The 16,759-nt window shown below is 73.2% G+C and carries 15 protein-coding genes and 1 pseudogene; 8 read left to right on the forward strand and 8 right to left on the reverse strand.

What is annotated here, in order from left to right:
* Window positions 1-124 precede the first annotated feature (124 nt).
* From ACWD4B_RS26940 to ACWD4B_RS26950, 3 genes are read right to left on the reverse strand one after another with little or no spacing between them, the layout of a single operon-like run.
* Window positions 125-916 (reverse strand): ABC transporter ATP-binding protein, encoded by a 792-nt coding sequence (locus ACWD4B_RS26940; protein WP_451423183.1) that lies wholly within the window; start codon window positions 914-916, stop codon window positions 125-127.
* A gap of 14 nt (window positions 917-930) precedes the next feature.
* Window positions 931-1,998, reverse strand: coding sequence for a FecCD family ABC transporter permease (locus ACWD4B_RS26945; RefSeq protein ID WP_451423184.1), 1,068 nt, complete (start codon window positions 1,996-1,998; stop codon window positions 931-933).
* Window positions 1,999-3,063, reverse strand: a complete 1,065-nt coding sequence (locus tag ACWD4B_RS26950) for an ABC transporter substrate-binding protein (RefSeq protein ID WP_451423185.1) — start codon at window positions 3,061-3,063, stop codon at window positions 1,999-2,001.
* Window positions 3,064-3,252: 189 nt separating this feature from the next.
* On the opposite strand from ACWD4B_RS26950, the gene ACWD4B_RS26955 reads away from it, so the two are divergent.
* Entirely contained in the window at window positions 3,253-3,984 is a 732-nt protein-coding gene (locus ACWD4B_RS26955) for a PIG-L deacetylase family protein (protein ID WP_451423186.1), read from the forward strand.
* Here the strand turns inward: ACWD4B_RS26955 and ACWD4B_RS26960 are convergent.
* The 3 genes and pseudogenes from ACWD4B_RS26960 to dhaL all read right to left on the reverse strand — a co-directional run.
* Window positions 3,974-5,140, reverse strand: a complete 1,167-nt coding sequence (locus ACWD4B_RS26960; protein WP_451423187.1) for a PP2C family protein-serine/threonine phosphatase — start codon at window positions 5,138-5,140, stop codon at window positions 3,974-3,976. The two genes, ACWD4B_RS26955 and ACWD4B_RS26960, sit on opposite strands and share 11 nt — an antisense overlap.
* 73 nt (window positions 5,141-5,213) lie before the next feature.
* Complete coding sequence (locus ACWD4B_RS26965; RefSeq protein WP_451423205.1) at window positions 5,214-5,597, reverse strand: PTS-dependent dihydroxyacetone kinase phosphotransferase subunit DhaM; 384 nt, start codon at window positions 5,595-5,597, stop codon at window positions 5,214-5,216.
* Between the two features lie 93 nt (window positions 5,598-5,690).
* Window positions 5,691-6,317 (reverse strand): annotated as a pseudogene (gene dhaL / locus ACWD4B_RS26970) (dihydroxyacetone kinase subunit DhaL); the annotation flags it as partial.
* A 286-nt stretch (window positions 6,318-6,603) separates the two neighbouring features.
* Here dhaL and ACWD4B_RS26975 point away from each other — a divergent pair.
* Window positions 6,604-7,008, forward strand: a complete 405-nt coding sequence (locus tag ACWD4B_RS26975) for a hypothetical protein (protein WP_451423206.1) — start codon at window positions 6,604-6,606, stop codon at window positions 7,006-7,008.
* A gap of 27 nt (window positions 7,009-7,035) precedes the next feature.
* Here the strand turns inward: ACWD4B_RS26975 and ACWD4B_RS26980 are convergent, their stop codons facing one another.
* A complete protein-coding gene (locus ACWD4B_RS26980; protein ID WP_451423188.1) occupies window positions 7,036-8,256 on the reverse strand; it encodes a glycoside hydrolase family 18 protein in 1,221 nt (406 codons plus the stop codon).
* A 292-nt stretch (window positions 8,257-8,548) separates the two neighbouring features.
* On the opposite strand from ACWD4B_RS26980, the gene ACWD4B_RS26985 reads away from it, so the two are divergent.
* On the forward strand, window positions 8,549-9,721 hold the full coding sequence (locus ACWD4B_RS26985; RefSeq protein WP_451423189.1) for an acyl-CoA dehydrogenase family protein: 1,173 nt from the start codon (window positions 8,549-8,551) through the stop codon (window positions 9,719-9,721).
* Between the two features lie 169 nt (window positions 9,722-9,890).
* Here ACWD4B_RS26985 and ACWD4B_RS26990 read toward each other — a convergent pair whose 3' ends face one another.
* A complete protein-coding gene (locus tag ACWD4B_RS26990; RefSeq protein ID WP_451423190.1) occupies window positions 9,891-10,247 on the reverse strand; it encodes a hypothetical protein in 357 nt (118 codons plus the stop codon).
* Window positions 10,248-10,438: 191 nt separating this feature from the next.
* On the opposite strand from ACWD4B_RS26990, the gene ACWD4B_RS26995 reads away from it, so the two are divergent.
* The 5 genes from ACWD4B_RS26995 to ACWD4B_RS27015 all read left to right on the forward strand — a co-directional run bounded on the left by ACWD4B_RS26995 (window position 10,439) and on the right by ACWD4B_RS27015 (window position 16,737).
* Entirely contained in the window at window positions 10,439-10,882 is a 444-nt protein-coding gene (locus ACWD4B_RS26995; RefSeq protein WP_030365423.1) for an Lrp/AsnC family transcriptional regulator, read from the forward strand.
* 15 nt (window positions 10,883-10,897) lie between these two features.
* Window positions 10,898-12,526, forward strand: a complete 1,629-nt coding sequence (locus ACWD4B_RS27000; RefSeq protein ID WP_451423191.1) for an amidohydrolase — start codon at window positions 10,898-10,900, stop codon at window positions 12,524-12,526.
* A gap of 496 nt (window positions 12,527-13,022) precedes the next feature.
* Window positions 13,023-14,675: an apolipoprotein N-acyltransferase gene (lnt, locus tag ACWD4B_RS27005; protein ID WP_451423192.1), complete on the forward strand. Its 1,653-nt coding sequence runs from the start codon at window positions 13,023-13,025 to the stop codon at window positions 14,673-14,675.
* The gene (locus ACWD4B_RS27010; protein WP_390779220.1) at window positions 14,672-15,442 is read left to right on the forward strand and encodes a polyprenol monophosphomannose synthase; all 771 of its coding nucleotides are present in this window, start codon (window positions 14,672-14,674) and stop codon (window positions 15,440-15,442) included. Before lnt ends, ACWD4B_RS27010 begins: the two co-directional genes overlap by 4 nt.
* Window positions 15,443-15,666: 224 nt before the next feature.
* Window positions 15,667-16,737, forward strand: a complete 1,071-nt coding sequence (locus ACWD4B_RS27015; RefSeq protein WP_451423193.1) for a methyltransferase — start codon at window positions 15,667-15,669, stop codon at window positions 16,735-16,737.
* Window positions 16,738-16,759 lie beyond the last annotated feature (22 nt).

The raw sequence follows: 16,759 nt of genomic DNA on the forward strand, positions 1-16,759 counted from the left end.
TGGTGAACCCCTGGCCCGTCTCCACCGCCGCGCAGATCACCGTCGCCACCGAGCCGCTGACCTTGACCGTGGCCGTCGAGACCTCGTCCGTGCCCCCAGCCCCCCTTTCGCGGCCTTTCGCGGCTCAGATGCCGACCGGGCTGAAAGCGCTCGTCCGGTGATCGAACGCGATCAACGGGTCTCCCGTCAGCGGGTGTTCCACCACCGCCGCCCGCACCCCGAACACCTCCGCCAGGAGTTCCGGCGTCAGCACCTCGCGCGGCGTCCCCGACGCCACCACCGCACCGTCGTGCAGCACGTGCAGCCGGTCGCACACCGATGCCGCCGCGTTGAGGTCGTGCAGGGCGAGCAGCGTCGTGCGGCGCTGCTCGCGCAGCAGGGTCAGGAGTTCCACCTGGTGGCGCACGTCCAGGTGGTTCGTCGGCTCGTCCAGGACCAGGACCTGCGGGTCCTGGGCCAGGGCCCGGGCCAGCAGGACGCGTTGGCGTTCGCCGCCGGACAGGGCCGAGAAGCGGCGGCGGCCGGCGCCGCTCATGCCGACGCGGTCCAGGGCGGCCGCCACCGTGTCGGTGTCCGTGCGGTCCTCGCCGGAGAAGGCGCGCTTGTAGGGGGTGCGGCCCATGGCGACGACCTCGTGGACCGACAGCTCGAAGTCCGTTCCGCGCTCCTGCGGGAGCGCCGCCACCCGGCGGGCGGACTCGACGGCCGTCAGGGTGCGCACGTCCGTGCCGCCCACCAGCACCCGTCCGGCCTGCGGGCGCAGGTGGCGGTAGACGGTGCGCAGGACCGTCGACTTGCCGCTGCCGTTGGGGCCGATCAGGCCGGCGATCTCGCCGTCCTCGGCGACGATGTGCACACCGGAGACCACGGTCCGCCCGGACAGGGCCACGTCCAGGCCCTCCACGGAGATCCTCATGCCGCTCACGCCTTTCACGCCCGTTCCAGGCGTCGGTCCAGCAGGTACAGCAGTGTCGGCGCGCCGATCAGCGCGGTGACCACGCCCACCGGCAACTCCTGGTCGGGCAGGGCGGTCCGGGCGATCAGATCGACGACCGTCAGCAGGACGGCGCCGAAGAGGGCCGAGGCCGGCAGCAGGCGGCGGTGGTCGCCGCCCACCACCATCCGGCAGGCGTGCGGCACCATCAGCCCCACGAAGCCGATCGCTCCGGAGACCGAGACGAGTACGCCCGTCAGCACGCTGGTGACGACGAAGAGTTCGCGCCGCAGCCGGGTGACGTCCACGCCGAGGCTGGCCGCCGTCTCGTCGCCCATCAGCAGCGCGTTGAGCGCCCGGGCGCGGGCCAGCAGGACGGCAAGTCCCAGCAGGACGGCCCCCGTCGGGGCGGCGAGCGTCGCCCACTGCGCCCCGCCGAGCGAACCCATCAGCCAGAACAGCACGCCGTGCGTCTGCTGGTCGTCCCCGGCCTGGAGCACCAGGTAGTGGGTGAAACCGGACAGGAACTGCCCGATCCCCACCCCCGCGAGCACCAGCCGCAACGGCCGGAAGCCTCCCCCGCGCCGGGCGAACGCCCACACCAGCGCGAAGGAGGCGAGCGCTCCGGCGAACGCGGCCGAGGACAGGCCCAGTCCGAGCGCGCCGCCCGCGCCCGCCCCCAGCACGATCGCCGAGACCGCGCCCAGCGACGCGCCGCTGGAGATACCCAGCAGGTACGGGTCCGCGAGCGGGTTGCGGACCAGGGCCTGGACGGCCGTGCCGACCAGGCCGAGACCCGCCCCCACGACGGCCGCCAGCAGGGCGCGGGGCACCCGCAGCCGCCACACGATGAGGTCCTGCGTGCCCGGCGCCGGGGCCTGCCCCGAGACGCCGCGCTCCACCGCCGACCACACCTCGCCGAGCGGCACCCGGGTCGAGCCCAGGCACACCGAGGCGGTCAGCGCCACCAACAGGGCGGCGCCCAGGGCGATGCCGACCCAACCGGCCCGTACCCCCGCACCCCGCTCGCGCTGCTCCGCGGCGGCCGGGGCCACGGCCGTCACCTACTTGACCTTTTCCGGGTACAGGGTGTGGGCGATCTCCTGGACGGTGTCCGCGCTGCGCACCCCGCCGATGGTCGTGCGCTCGGACGCGATGCGCAGGAAGTGCCCCTCCTGCACGGCCTTGAGGTCCTTGGTGGCGGGGAAGGACTTCAGGAAGTCGGCGGCCTCGTCGAAGGCCTTGCGGTTGGCCTCCTCGCTGCCGCGGTTGCGCACGGCGAGCTGGATCCAGTCGGGGTTCTTGGCGACGACGTCCTCCCAGCCGACGGGCTTGAAGTCGCCGTCGCAGCCGTCGAAGACGTTGCGCGCACCGGCCTGGGTGATCACGGCGTTGGCGACCTGCCGGTTGCAGACGGCCATGGGCTGCTTGGTACCGGCGTCGTAGTCGAAGAGGAAGTACGTGGGCCGCTTGTCCTGCGGGACGTCCTTGAGCGCGTCCTGCACCGCACCGGTCTTCTTCCGCATGGCCGCGACGAGTTCGTCGGCGCGCGCCGAGGTGCCGGTGACCTTGCCGAGCTCCTCGATGTCGGCCTCGATGCCCGACAGGTCGGTGCGCGGCGACTTGCTCATGGCCGCGCACGCCGAGGACTTCAGGAAGACGTGCTTGATGCCCGCGGCCTTGAACTCCTCGGCGGTCGGGGCGTCGCCCATCTTCCCCATGTTCTTCATGGAGGAGAAGGAGTCGAGGTAGAGGTCCGCGCCCGAACCCAGCAGCTTCTCCTTGGGAATCACCGTCTTGCCGAGCACCGGCACCTTCGCCGCCTGCTCCGCGTACTGCTGCGGCATGGCGCCGTTGCCGGGCGGGAAGCCCGTGCCGACGGCCTTGTCGCCCGCGCCCAGCCACATCAGCAGCTCCAGGCCGGAGGCATTGCTGGTGACGATGCGCTTGGGCGCCGCGTCGAAGGTGGTCTTCGCGCCCATGCAGTCGGTCACGCCGACGGGGAAGCCGGTTGCGGCGGCGGACGCGCTCGCGTCGTCCGTCTTCTCCGCCTTACCGCCACCACCGCCGCAGGCCGTCGCCGACAGGGCCACCGCGGCCAGCACACCGCTCCACGCACGAGCGCGCATCAGAAAACTCTCCAGGGTTCGACAAGTCCGACGTACAGACGGGCCCGCCGGAGCAGGCCCGAATCAGGTAGTCGGACGGAACGCCCGACCGGTTCCCGGACGTCGTGAAGAAGTGGCGTGAAGAAGTGGCGTGAAAGAAGTGCGGCATACGCTGCACTGCGAACAGTCCGAGCGAAGGAGACGAGCGGCATGGCGGAACAGCTGAAGGAGATGCCCACCGACTGGCAGCGTGCCCTCGCGATCGTCGCGCACCCCGACGACCTGGAGTACGGCGCCTCCGCCGCCGTCGCCACCTGGACCGACGCCGGGCGCACGTGCGTCTATGTGCTCGCCTCCTCCGGCGAGGCGGGCATCGACACCCTCGCCCCCGCCGAGGCCGCCCCGCTGCGCGAGCGCGAACAGCGGGCGAGCGCCGCAGCCGTCGGGGTGCAGGACGTGGAGTTCCTCGGCCACCCCGACGGCGTCATCGAGTACGGCACCGCGCTGCGCCGCGACGTCGCGGCCGCCATCCGGCGCCACCGCCCCGACCTCGTCCTCACCCTCAACCACCACGACACCTGGGGCGGCACCTACTGGAACACCCCCGACCACCGCAACGTCGGCCGGGCCGCGCTGGACGCCGTCGCCGACGCCGGCAACCGGTGGATCTTCCTCGACCTCGCCGAGAACGGCCTCCAGCCGTGGAACGGGGTGCGCTACGTGGCCGTGGCGGGCTCCCCGCAGCCGACCCACGCGGTCGACGCGAGCGCGGGGTTCGAGCGCGCGGTGCAGTCCCTGCTCTGCCACCGCACCTACATCGAGGCGCTCACCGAGGACGAACCGGAGGGCTACTGCCGGTCCTTCCTGGAGAGCGCCATGACCCGCACCGCCGAGCGGTTCGGCGGCCGCCCCGCCGTGGCCTTCGAACTGTTCACGCGCTGACCTCCGCCGACGCCCGTTCCATCACCAGCACGGCCACGTCGTCCTGCAGCCGCCCGCCGGTGTGCGCGGCGAGGTCGGCGTGCAGCCGGGCCAGCAGCTCGGAGGTCGGCAGCGCGGCCCAGGCGGTGAGCCGTTCGGTGAGCGGGTAGAAGGCGCCGTCCGGCGCCCGCGCCTCGGTCACCCCGTCGGTGCAGGCCAGCAGCCGGGCCGTCGACGGCAGCGTCACGCGCTGGGCCGTGCGGGGCGCCGCCACCAGGTGCCCCAGCCCCAGCGGCAGGCCGGGATCCGGCGGCTCCAGTTCGCGCACGCCGCCGTCCGGGCCGAGCAGGAACGGCGCGAGGTGACCGCAGTCCACGAGCACCAGGTGGATCCGGTCGTCCGCCCCGGCCTCCTCCGCCTCTTCTTCCTCCGCACCGAGGACCAGGGCCGTCACGAACTCCTCCGACGCCCGCATCCACACCTCCTCCGGCCGGATGCGGGCCTCCGGCTGCGACCTCGCCTGGTACTCGGCCGACCGGTGGTAGCGGTGGAGCCCCTGCTCCATCGCCTCCACGCCGCTGACCAGGTCCCGCCGGTGGTACGCCGCCTCCCGGAAGGCGGTGAGCACCGCGGCCCCCGCGCCCAGGGTGCCGAGCCCCTTGCCCCGGACGTCGCCGATGAGCACCCGGGTGCCGTACGGGGTGTCGACGACCTCGTAGATGTCGCCCCCGATCAGCGCCTCCCGCTGCGAGGACACGTAGAAGCCGTCCACCAGCACGCCGTGCGTGCGCAGCGGAAGCGGCCGCAGCAGGGCCCGTTGGGCGGCCTCGCCGGTGGCCCGGACGCGCTCCAGCAGCTCGTCCTCGTCCCGCCGCAGCCGGGCCACGGCGACGGCCGCGCCGACCATGAGGACGTTGCCGAGGATCGCCCCGATGCGGTCGACCGGCGGCACGTCGGAGGGCAGCATCACTCCGTGCCGGATCACCATCAGGACGAAGTCGACGGCCCCCACGAACAGCGTCTGGGGGTACGTGCACAGCACCGCCGCCAACACCGGTGCCAGGGCGGCGTAGACGTCCAGCCGCTGGGCCGCCCGGGTCACGAGGTCGATCCAGACGACGGCGGTGAGGTAGCCCAGGACCAGCGCGAAGGGCAGTCCGCGCGACAGCGAGCGCACCGGGGCAGACCTCCGCGGACAGGGACGGACCGACCCGTTCAGCCTTCCACGGGCGGCCCGGCCCGGCCACCGGTCAGATCTTGCGGTAGGCGCGGGCGTCCTCGGCCGCCGCGAGGACGGCGGCGAGGCCGCCGCCCGCCGACGCGGTGACCACGGCCGCCACCGCGCCCTCGACGAAGGGCGCGTCCGCGATGCGCACGCCCGCGTCCGCGATGCCGCTCTCGGCCAGCAGGGCCTTGAGGGTGAGGACCGCGCTGCCCATGTCGCACACCGCCACCACGCCCGCGCCCTCGTCGACGGTCCGCACCGCCTGCCGGACCAGCTCGGCGCTGGTGCCGACGGAGCCGTCCGGCAGTCCGCCGGCCGCCGCCACCGCGGCCGGGTCGCCCGAACCCACCAATGCGCGGGCGAGGGCGGCCGTCGCGGTGGCCACGTCGCGGCTGTGCGAGACGAGCACGGTGCCGACGCGCCCGGTGGGCGGCTGCTGTTCCGGCGCCGGCTCCGGCTCCTCGGCGGCGGGGACCTCCGCCGCGCACAGCTCCGGGTCCGTCGCCTCGTACAGCGCGGTGAGCAGCAGGGCGGAGGAGGCGGCGCCCGGGTCCAGGTGACCGATGCTGCGCTCGCCCAGGTAGCTGGCGCGCCCGCGCCGTGCCTGCAGCGGAACGGTCGCCTCGGCGCCGTCGCGGGCCGCCCGGGCGGCCGCTTCGAGCGCGGCGGCGGGGTCGGCGTCCCGGCCGAGTGCCTCGGTGTAGGCGTCGACGGCCGGCTGCAGGGCGTCGACCATGGTCTTGTCGCCGGGCGCGGAGTCACCGAGCCGCCGTACGCTCGCCACGGCCGCGGCCAGCGCCCGGCCCAGGGCCTCCGGCGCGACGACGGGGTCCTCGCCGAGGACCTTGCCCATGCGGCGCAGCACCGTTCCGTAGAGCGGCCCGGAGGCGCCGCCGACGGTGTTGGTGAGGTGCACACCGGCCGCGGTGAGCAGGGCACCGGGGGTGGCCGGGGGGTCGGCGGCGAGGGCCTGGGCGGCGGAGGTGAAGCCGCGCTTGAGGTTGACCCCGTGGTCGGCGTCGCCGATGGCGGCGTCGAGCTCGGTGAGGCGGGCGGACTCGGCGGTGATGACGCGGGTGGCGCGGTCGAGGAACCGGCGGAAGAAGGCCAGGTCGAGCGTGACGGTCATGGGCGGTGGCTCCTCGTCGCTGGTACAGGGTGGCCGGGTTCAGCCTAGTGCGGCTGCGGTTCAGGTGCTCCAACAGCCTGCCGGTGCCGCCGGCTGCTTATCAGTGACGTGAGCGGGAATGCGCCTTGCCGGATGGTGTCTCAGGTTTATGAACTATGTGCCGCAAGCTGCCGAGTTGGCTGAGGCGAAGCGTGAGTTCGAGTGGCTGCGTGCTGCACCCTCTCATGTGTTGCAGCAGACACTCCGTGATCTCGACAGGGCCTGCCGGGAGCACGGCACATTCGGGGTGCGCTGGCGGTCCAAGAACCGCTGGTCCTCATCGTTCCGCTACTTCAAGAACAAGCGCAGCCATGACCTGGCGATCATCGAGGACTCGGTCGCCGAGCTCGTGGTGCGCGCGGCGCCCACCCACGAACTGCCGCCCGCCGAGCGCGTGCAGCGCACGGTGGACGGGTACCTGCGCTACGCCCAGCACCACCAGGCGGCCTACCGGGCGATCGTCACGGGCGGCGTCGGCTTCGACGCCGAGGTGCTCGCGCTGCGCGAGGGCGTCACCCTGGACTGGCTGAACCACCAGGGGCTGCCGCGCGAGGTGGTGTGCTCGCTGCTGGTGCGGGGGCTGGGGGACACGTTGCGGATGATCGAGGACTACGCGCCGGAGTGCCCGGCGCCGGCACGGGGCGAGCCGTGAGGGCGCCGGGCACGTCGGCCTGCTGCGTCAGGTGATGGAGCGGACCAGTTCGCCGTCCGACGTGTCACCGCTCAGCTCCCAGAAGAACGTTCCGCCCAGGCCCTGTTGGTCCTTGTAGGCCATCTTCCCGGCGATCGTCGACGGGGTGTCGTAGCTCCACCAGTCGCTGCCGCAGGACGCGTAGGCGGTGCCGGCCACCGTGCCGTTGGCGGGACACTTGGACTTGAGGACCTTGTAGTCCTCGATGCCCTGTTCATAGGTGCCCGCGGCGGGGCCCGTCGCGGTGCCGCCGGGCGCGGACCGGCCGACCCCGGTCCAGCCGCGGCCGTAGAAGCCGATGCCCAGCAGGAGCTTGTTCGCCGGTACGCCCAGGGATTTGAGCTTCTGGATGGCGGCGTCGCTGTAGAAGCCGGGTTTGGGCATGCCGTCGTAGGAGGTGAGCGGCGAGTGCGGGGCCGTGGGGCCCTTGGCGTCCCAGGCGCCGAAGTAGTCGTAGGTCATGGGGTTGTACCAGTCGACATAGCGGGCGGCGCCCGCGTAGTCCGCGGCCTCCAGCTTGCCGCCCGGCGAGCCGTCCGCGGTGATGGCGGCGGTCACCAGGCTGCTGCCGCCGAACCGGGCGCGCAGCGCGGCCATCAGGTTGCGGAAGGCGTCGCTCCCGCCGGCGTCGCAGGTCAGGCCGCAGGCGTTGGGGTACTCCCAGTCGATGTCGATGCCGTCGAACACCCCTGCCCAGCGCGGGTCGTTGACGAGGTTGTAACAGGAGTCGGCGAAGGCGGCCGGGTCCTTGGCGGCGTCGGCGAAGCCGCCGGACCAGGTCCAGCCGCCGAAGGACCAGAGGACCTTCAGGCCCGGGTGGAGCTGTTTGAGCTTGCGCAGCTGGTTGAAGCTGCCGCGCAGCGCGCCGGCGTCCCAGGTGTCGGCCTTGCCGTCGACGCTGCCCGCTGCGTCGTAGGCCTTGTCGTAGTCGGCATAGGCGTCGCCGATGGCGCACTTGCCGCCCGTGACGTTGCCGAAGGCGTAGTTGATGTGGGTGAGTTTGTTCGCGGCGCCGGACGTCTCGATGTTCTTGACGTGGTAATTGCGGCCGTATACGCCCCAGTCGGTGAAGTATCCGACGACCTTGTGCCCGGCGCCCGCGTCGCCGGGACCGGAGTCGTCGGCGCCGGCGGGAGCGGCGGTCAGGGCGGTGACGAGCAGGGCCGCGACGGCGGTGACGGCGGCCGCGGGTCCGTACGGTCGGTGCATGGGTTCTCCTCGGTGGGGTGGGAGATCAAGCGCTGGGAGACCGTAGAAGGACTAGACCAGTTGGGTCAATGGTTCGGACCAAATCGAAGGAGACACCCGGGAAGAGCCCGTCACGATCCGTCAACCCGTGACGCAGGGCCCCTGATCGGGCATACTCCGAATCGCCACAGCCGCAGGTCACGACCAGTCCGAGACCCGGCCACGTGATCGTCGACTGGGCACCCACGGTGACGGCGCCGCCACCCTTGCGCGCCGTCCGCCGCAGCGCCCTGACAGGGAGGAGAGCGCCCCCATGACCGACCACGGCCCGCAGCCGGTGGAGCGTCAGCTGCCCACCGAGGAAGCCCGCGATCTGATCGCACTCGTGCGCGAGCTCGTTCAGCGGGAGATCAGGCCCCGCGCCGCCGAGGAGGAGGACGCCGGGCAGTTCCCGCGCGAGGTCTTCCGGCTGCTCTCCGCCTCGGGGCTGCTCGCCCTGCCGTACGCCGAGGAGTTCGGCGGCGGCGCCCAGCCGTACGAGGTCTACCTGCAGGTCCTGGAGGAGCTCGCGGCCGCCCGGCTCACCGTGGGCCTCGGTGTCAGCGTGCACACCCTCGCCTGTCATGCCCTCGCCGGGTACGGCACGAAGGAGCAGCAGGCGGAGCACCTGCCCGCCATGCTGGGCGGTGGCCTGCTCGGCGCGTACTGCCTCTCCGAGCCGTCCTCAGGCTCGGACGCGGCCTCCCTGCGCACCCGTGCCACCCGCGACGGCGACACGTGGACCATCGAGGGCACCAAGGCGTGGATCACCCACGGCGGCATCGCGGACTTCTGCACCGTCCTCGCCCGCACCGGCGGTGAAGGCGCCCACGGCATCACGGCGTTCCTCGTGCCGGGCGACGCACCGGGCCTCACCGCGGCGGCGCCCGAGCGCAAGATGGGGATGAAGGGCTCGCCCACGGCGCAGCTGCACTTCGACGGGGTGCGCGTCCCCGACGCGCGCCGCATCGGCGACGAGGGCCAGGGCTTCGCCATCGCCCTCTCCGCCCTCGACTCCGGCCGGCTCGGCATCGCCGCCTGCGCCGTGGGCGTGGCCCAGGCGGCCCTGGACGAGGCCCTGGCCTTCGTCGAGCAGCGCCGCCAGTTCGGACGGCCGCTCGCCGACTTCCAGGGGCTGCGCTTCATGCTCGCCGACATGGCCACGCAGATCGAGGCGGGCCGTTCCCTCTACCTGGCCGCGGCACGGCTGCGGGACCAGGGGCTGCCGTTCTCCAAGCAGGCCGCCATGGCGAAGCTGTTCTGCACCGACGCCGCGATGCAGGTCACCACGGACGCGGTGCAGTTGATGGGCGGTTACGGGTACACCGCGGACTTCCCGGCGGAGCGGTACATGCGGGAGGCCAAGGTGCTGCAGATCGTCGAGGGCACCAACCAGATCCAGCGGATGGTGGTCGCCCGGTACCTGGCGGGCCCCGAGTCGCGGTAGCGCCCGAAGGGGCGCGGGGAACTGCGCGACCAGCCACCGACGGCCTGCAGTCGACGCACAACCCGGAGGTCCGGGGCGAAGCCCCGAGAACTTCGACTGCGGGAGCGACGTGGCCGATCGCGCAGTTCCCCGCGCCCCTTACGGGGCGCGCCCCTGACGGGGCGTCGGCCTAGTGCACCCGCAGCGGACGCGAGCCCGGTCCGCCGATGTGGGAGAACGGCTGGGTCCGCCAGTCCAGGCTCTCCGGCAGCGTCAACAGGAGCGCGGTGTCGAGCCCCTGGGCCTCCGCCGCGTCGTCCGCCGGGCCGGCCTCGTCCGCGCTGCTGCCCGAGCCGGGGCAGACCGTGAGCCCGAAGGGGTTCCACGGGGACGGGCACAGGGCGTGCTCGGGAAGCACCTCCTCGTCGGGGAGCAGCGCGATCGGCCGGGCGCAGTCCGGGCAGACGACCCGGAACATCTCGGTGATCTCGTAGCCCTCGTACGGGCCGGCGTCGCTCTCGTGATCGGTGCGTTCCAGGCTGGGCATAGTCTTTCTCCCCCTCAGCTGTCCGGCCGGACCCCGTCTCGGCCACAGCAAGCACTTCCCTGGTGGCGGGGCCGGTAATCGCTCGGCCCGGGAGGACACGGGTGCATGCCTGTGGTATTCATCACATACTTTGTGCGCCAGAGGTACAGCCGACTGTGCCGGGCGCGCGCGGACCCAGTAGGTTGATCCGCGTGGAGGAGTTGGACAGAGAGATCGTGGAACTGCTCGTCAAGGACGGGCGGATGAGCTACACCGACCTGGGCAAGGCCACCGGCCTGTCCACTTCAGCGGTGCACCAGCGCGTACGGCGCCTCGAACAGCGCGGCGTGATCCGCGGCTATGCGGCCGTGGTCGACCCCGAGGCGGTCGGGCTGCCGCTCACCGCGTTCATCTCGGTGAAGCCCTTCGATCCCAGCGCTCCCGACGACATCGCGGACCGGCTGGCCGAGATCCCCGAGATCGAGGCCTGTCACAGCGTGGCCGGGGACGAGAACTACATCCTCAAGGTGCGGGTGGCGACCCCGCTGGAGCTGGAGCACCTGCTGGCCCGAATCCGGTCGCTGGCCGGGGTCTCCACGCGGACGACCATCGTCCTGTCGACGCCGTACGAGGCACGGCCGCCGCGGGTGGGGTAGGAGCCCCGGGGCAGAATGACCCCCATGAGCCAGCCCACCGAACCGCTTCGCACCGTTCTCCTGCGCAACGGCACCGTGCACAGTCCCGCCGACCCGTTCGCGACGGCGATGGTGGTGGAGCACGGCAGCGTGGCCTGGGTCGGCTCCGAAGGGGCCGCCGACTCCTTCGCCGACGGGGTGGACGAGGTCGTCGACCTCGACGGTGCGCTCGTCACGCCCGCGTTCACCGATGCGCACGTGCACACCACTGCCACCGGCCTCGCGCTCACCGGTCTCGACCTCACCGGCGCCCGCACCCTCGGCGAGGCGCTCGACCGGGTACGGGCGCACGCCGCCGCGTGCCCCGCGGACCGGGTGCTGCTCGGGCACGGGTGGGACGCCAGCCGCTGGCCCGAGCAGCGGCCCCCGTCCCGCCGGGAGCTCGACGAGGCGACCGGCGGGCGTCCCCTCTATCTGACCCGCGCCGACGTCCACTCCGCCGTCGTCACCACGGCCCTGCTCGACCTCGTCCCGCAGGTCTCCGCCGGTGACGGCGCCCCGCTGACCGGCGACGACCACCACGCCGTGCGCGCCGCCGCGCTCGGCAGCATCGGCGCCGCACAGCGCACCGAACTGCAGCGCGCCGCGCTGGCCCACGCCGCCTCGCTCGGCATCGGCTCCGTCCACGAGTGCGCCGGGCCGCAGATCTCCAGCGCCGATGACCTCACCGGGCTGCTGCGGCTGGCGGCCGGGGAGCCGGGCCCGCGCGTCACCGGCTACTGGGCCGAGGCCCTCGCCTCCGCCGCGGACGCGGAGCGGATCCGGGAGCTCGGCGCGGCCGGCGCCGCCGGCGACCTCTTCGTCGACGGCTCGCTCGGCTCGCACACCGCCTGCCTGCACGCCCCCTACGCCGACGCCCCCGGCCGCACCGGCACCGCGCACCTGGACGCCGCGGCCGTCGCCGCCCACGTCGCGGCCTGCACCGAGGCCGGCATCCAGGCGGGCTTCCACGCGATCGGCGACGCCGCGCTCACCGCCGTCGTCGAGGGTGTGCGGGCCGCCGCCGGCAAGGTCGGCCTCGCGGCCGTCCGCGCCGCCCGGCACCGGGTCGAGCACGCCGAGATGCTCACCCCCGAACACATCGCCGCCTTCGCCGAGTTCGCGCTCACCGCCTCCGTGCAGCCGGCGTTCGACGCCGCCTGGGGCGGCGAGGAGGGCATGTACGCGCAGCGCCTGGGCCGCGAGCGGGCCCGCACGCTCAACCCGTACGCCGCGTTGCTGCGCGCCGGGGTGCCCCTGGCGCTGGGCTCCGACAGCCCCGTCACCCCGCTCGACCCGTGGGGCACCGTCCGGGCCGCCGCCTTCCACCGCACCCCCGAGCACCGTGTCTCGGTCCGGGCCGCCTTCACCGCGCACACCCGCGGCGGCTGGCGGGCGATCGGCCGCGACGACGCGGGCGTGCTGGTGCCGGGAGCGCCCGCCGACTACGCGGTGTGGGAGACGGGCGAGCTGCTGGTGCAGGTCCCGGACACCCGGGTGGCCAACTGGTCCACCGACCCGCGCTCGGGCACGCCCGGCCTGCCGGACCTCACTCCGGGCGCCCCGTTGCCGGTGTGCTTGCGCACGGTCGTCGGGGGCCTGACCGTCCACCAGGGACGGGTTTAGCGGACCTTCACGCCCCTGACGGGGCGCCCCGCGCCCGAACGAGTGATGCGGAGATCATCACGTACCGCCGAACGACGTGCCGTCGGCCTGTCGCGCCGGTGCCCCATCTGCCGTACTGACCTGCTGATTTGAGGAAGCCACGCAGGTCGCGAGGGTGTTGACACGGTGCGGGCGGCGGCCGGTAGGTTCTGCCGAGTCCACCACAGGACGTCCGGCCGGCAGACTCCGCGCAGTCGTCGCCGTCCGCTGGGCCATGGGGCGGGGTGCCGGTCAGGCAGCCCGCCACTGGGAGCCAGGTCCAGCGTGCGGGGGCGAGGGAAGGTTCCGCCCGTCCGGCAGGTGCGACCCGGGTGGGGCCCGGACGTTCAGTAGACAACGGCTCTCGGCCGCCGCAGCCAGCGGGTGCCCGGGCCGGCCCGAAGGACGCCGGGCCCCCATTCAGCGGCTTCGGGTACGGTCGGCTTCTGCACCCCGAAGCTGTCAGGAAGGCGCGACCGTGCCCGCGGGCCCCGAAATCTCTCCCGAAGCCGCGGTGACCGATGCCGCACCGGCACCGGACACCACGGCCCCGGCACGCCCCGGCCGGGCCGTGCGCCTGGCCCGGCTCGCCCGCCGCGAGGCCCCCCGCACAGGCCTGGCGGCCGCCGCCGGACTGGCCCTGGCCGCGGCCTTCCCGCCGTACGACGTGTGGCCGCTGTCCGTCGTCGCCGTCGCGGCGCTCGCGCTGCTCACCCGGGGGCGCACGGCCCGCCAGGGGGCGTGGACGGGATTCGCCTTCGCCTTCCCCTTCTTCTTCTGCCTGCTGCGCTGGCTGCACGTCGTCGGCTACGACGCCGTGACGGGCCTGTCGCTGGTCGAGGCGCTCTTCGTCGTCGCGCTCGGTGCCGGGCTCGCGCTGACCTCGCGGCTGCCCGCCTGGCCGCTGTGGGGCGCCTGCCTGTGGATCGCGCAGGAGTGGGCCCGGGACCGGGTGCCGTTCGGCGGCTTCCCCTGGGGCCGGCTCGCCTTCGCCAACACCGGCTCGCCCTTCACGCCCCTGGCGGCGCTCGGCGGGGCGCCCCTGGTGACCTTCGCCGTCGCGCTCGCGGGCGGGCTGCTGGCGTACACCGCGGCCGCTCTCTGGCGGGCGCGCGGCGCGGGGCGGAGGCTGCGGGCCCTGCTGCCCGCCGTGGAGGCCGCCGCCCTGGCGGTGGCCGTCGCCGTCGCGGGGTACGCCGTGCCGGTGCCCACGAAGGCCGACGGCACGGTGGACATCGCCATCGTGCAGGGCAACGTGGAGAAGCCCGGCATGGACTTCCTCGGCCGCCCGCTGATGGTCCTCGACAACCACGTCTCCGCCACGCTCCAGCTGGCCGCCGACATCAAGGCGGGGAAGGTGAAGAAGCCCGACCTCGTCATCTGGCCGGAGAACTCCTCGGACCTGGACCCCTTCCAGTACCAGGAGGCCTACGACCGCATCGACTCGGCCGTGCGGTCGGTCGGCGTGCCCGTCCTCGTCGGCGCCCTCGTCGACCACCCGGGCAAGCCGGGCTACATCGACAACAAGGGCATCGTCTGGGACCCGCAGACCGGCCCCGGGGCCTCGTACGCCAAGCAGCACCCGGTGCCGTTCGGCGAGTACGTGCCGTTCCGGGCCGAGCTCAGCCAGGTCATCACCCGGCTCCAGCGGGTGCCCCGCGACTTCTACCCCGGCGACCACACGGGCGTGATGCAGGTCGGCCCGGCCCGGCTCGGGGACGTCATCTGCTTCGAGGTGGCCTACGACGAGATCGTGCACGACACCGTCACGGCCGGCGCCCGGGCGCTCGTCGTCCAGACCAACAACGCCACCTACGGCCGCACCGGCCAGCCCGAGCAGCAGCTGGCGATGTCCCGGCTGCGGGCCGTCGAGCACGGCCGGGCCGTGGTGACCGCCGCGACCAGCGGCATCAGCGCCGTCGTGTCCCCGGACGGCCGGGTGCTGCAGCGCAGCAAGGAGTTCACCCGGGACGTGATCACCGCACGCATCCCGCTGCGCGACGGGACGACCGTCGCCGACCGCGTGGGTGCGGGTCCCGAATGGGCGCTCGCTATGGTGGGCCTTCTGTCCTGCGCGGCCGCGATCCTGATCGGCCGGCGAGGACGACTGGACATGAAGGGGCAAGAGTGAACGACGGTGGTCAGCGGCGATACGGTCCGCTCGGCACGACCTTGGTGATCATCCCGACCTACAACGAGGCGGAGAACATCAAGCCCATCGTCGCCCGGGTGCGGTCGGCCGTACCGGAGGCGCACGTCCTCGTCGCCGACGACAACAGTCCGGACGGCACCGGGAAGATAGCCGACGAGCTGGCGGCCGACGACGACCACGTCAAGGTGCTGCACCGCAAGGGCAAGGAGGGGCTCGGCGCCGCCTATCTGGCGGGCTTCCGCTGGGGCCTGGAGCAGGGCTACGGCGTGCTGGTGGAGATGGACGCCGACGGCTCGCACCAGCCGGAGGAGCTGCCCCGGCTGCTCACCGCCCTCAAGGGCGCCGACCTGGTGCTCGGCTCGCGCTGGGTGCCGGGCGGCCGGGTCGTCAACTGGCCCAAGTCCCGCGAGTTCCTCTCCCGCGGCGGCTCCACCTACTCGCGGCTCCTCCTGGACGTGCCGCTGCGCGACGTCACCGGCGGCTACCGCGCCTTCCGCCGCGAGACGCTGGAGGGCCTCGGCATGGAGGAGGTGGCCTCCCAGGGCTACTGCTTCCAGGTCGACCTGGCCTGGCGCGCGGTCAAGGCCGGCTTCCACGTGCTGGAGGTGCCCATCACCTTCGTCGAACGGGAGCTGGGCGACAGCAAGATGAGCCGCGACATCGTCGCGGAGGCCCTGTGGCGGGTGACGTCCTGGGGCATCGGCTCCCGGGCCGCCAAGGTCGGGAAGGCGCTGGGCCGGGGCTGACCGGCAGCAGCACAGCGAGGGGCGGGCACCGCGACGGTGCCCGCCCCTCGGCGTTGGCGGACCGGGTGTCCAGAACCCGGCACCGGGCGGCCCGTTGTGGCCCGTCGCGTTTCGGCCAATGAACTGCGGAAACCCCCCGGAGCACGCCATTCCGCGAAGGGCCACCGGTGACAGCCCGGACTTCGGGCTGACACATTGGGTCAAGTGTCAACCAGTATCGGCCGATGAACGGGAGACCACCGTTGACCACCTCGCCCAGCAACCCGCCCTACACCTCGACGTTCTCCAGCACGCCGACCGGTGACCCCGGGGCCGTCCTGATCGACCTCATGCTCGGCCACATCTACTCCGGTGCGCTGCGCACCGCCGTCGAGCTCGGCGTCGCCGACTGCCTGGCCGACGGCCCGCTCACGCCCGAGGAGATCGCCGGACGCACCGGCACCCACGCGCCGTCCCTGCGACGGGTGTTGCGGCTGCTCGCCAGCCGCGGGGTCTTCGGCGAGGACGAGAAGGGGGCCTTCGGGCTCACCCCCGCCGCGGAGTTGCTGCGCGCCGACGTGCCCGTCTCCCAGCACGACGGCACGCTGCTGCTCACCAACGAGCTCTTCCAGCGCTCGGTCGCGGGGATGACGGAGGCCGTGCGCACCGGGGTGCCGGCCTTCGAAGCGGCCTACGGAAGCCCGCTGTTCGCCTACCTGGCCACGCAGCCGGAGCTGCAGAAGCTCTTCGACCGGGGCATGTCCTCCTTCTCCGGCCCGCTGGACGACATCGTGACCGCGGCCTACGAGTTCCCCGCCGAGGGCACCGTCATCGACGTCGGCGGCGGCCGCGGCGGGCTGCTGCGGGCCGTGCTGCAGCGCAACCCCGGTCTGTCCGGCGTGCTGTTCGACCAGGAGCAGACGGTCCGCGAGCACATCCTCGACGTGCCCGAACTGGCGGGCCGCTGGCGCACCGAGCCCGGCGACTTCTTCGCGAAGCTGCCCGGGGGCGGTGACGTCTACCTGCTGAAGAACATCCTCCACGACTGGAACGACGAGGACTCCGTGCGCATCCTGCGCGGCCTGCGCGAGGCCGTGCAGCCGGGGGTCCGGCTGCTGGTGGTGGAGGCGGTGCTCCCTGCCGGGAACGAGCCGCACTACGGCAAGGCGGCGGACATCATCATGCTGTCGACCCTGTGGGGGAAGGAGCGCACCGAGGCCGAATTCGCTGCGCTCTTGCGGGAGTCGGGCTTCAGCCCGGTGCGGGTCGTCCCGACGTCGTCCTGGCAGTCGATCGTGGAGGCGGAAGCGGTCTGACGGCCGCGGGCCGTCGGTGGTC

It is taken from the genome of Streptomyces sp. NPDC002536 (assembly GCF_053594995.1).

What these genes read in the sequence shown, in the direction of transcription:
- ACWD4B_RS26940 (WP_451423183.1), bottom strand. Translation starts at nt 916, where the DNA reads ATGAGGATCTCCGTGGAGGGCCTGGACGTGGCCCTGTCCGGGCGGACC.
- ACWD4B_RS26950 (WP_451423185.1), bottom strand. Translation starts at nt 3,063, where the DNA reads ATGCGCGCTCGTGCGTGGAGCGGTGTGCTGGCCGCGGTGGCCCTGTCG.
- ACWD4B_RS26955 (WP_451423186.1), top strand. Translation starts at nt 3,253, where the DNA reads ATGGCGGAACAGCTGAAGGAGATGCCCACCGACTGGCAGCGTGCCCTC.
- ACWD4B_RS26980 (WP_451423188.1), bottom strand. Translation starts at nt 8,256, where the DNA reads ATGCACCGACCGTACGGACCCGCGGCCGCCGTCACCGCCGTCGCGGCC.
- ACWD4B_RS26985 (WP_451423189.1), top strand. Translation starts at nt 8,549, where the DNA reads ATGACCGACCACGGCCCGCAGCCGGTGGAGCGTCAGCTGCCCACCGAG.
- ACWD4B_RS26990 (WP_451423190.1), bottom strand. Translation starts at nt 10,247, where the DNA reads ATGCCCAGCCTGGAACGCACCGATCACGAGAGCGACGCCGGCCCGTAC.
- ACWD4B_RS27000 (WP_451423191.1), top strand. Translation starts at nt 10,898, where the DNA reads ATGACCCCCATGAGCCAGCCCACCGAACCGCTTCGCACCGTTCTCCTG.
- ACWD4B_RS27015 (WP_451423193.1), top strand. Translation starts at nt 15,667, where the DNA reads ATGAACGGGAGACCACCGTTGACCACCTCGCCCAGCAACCCGCCCTAC.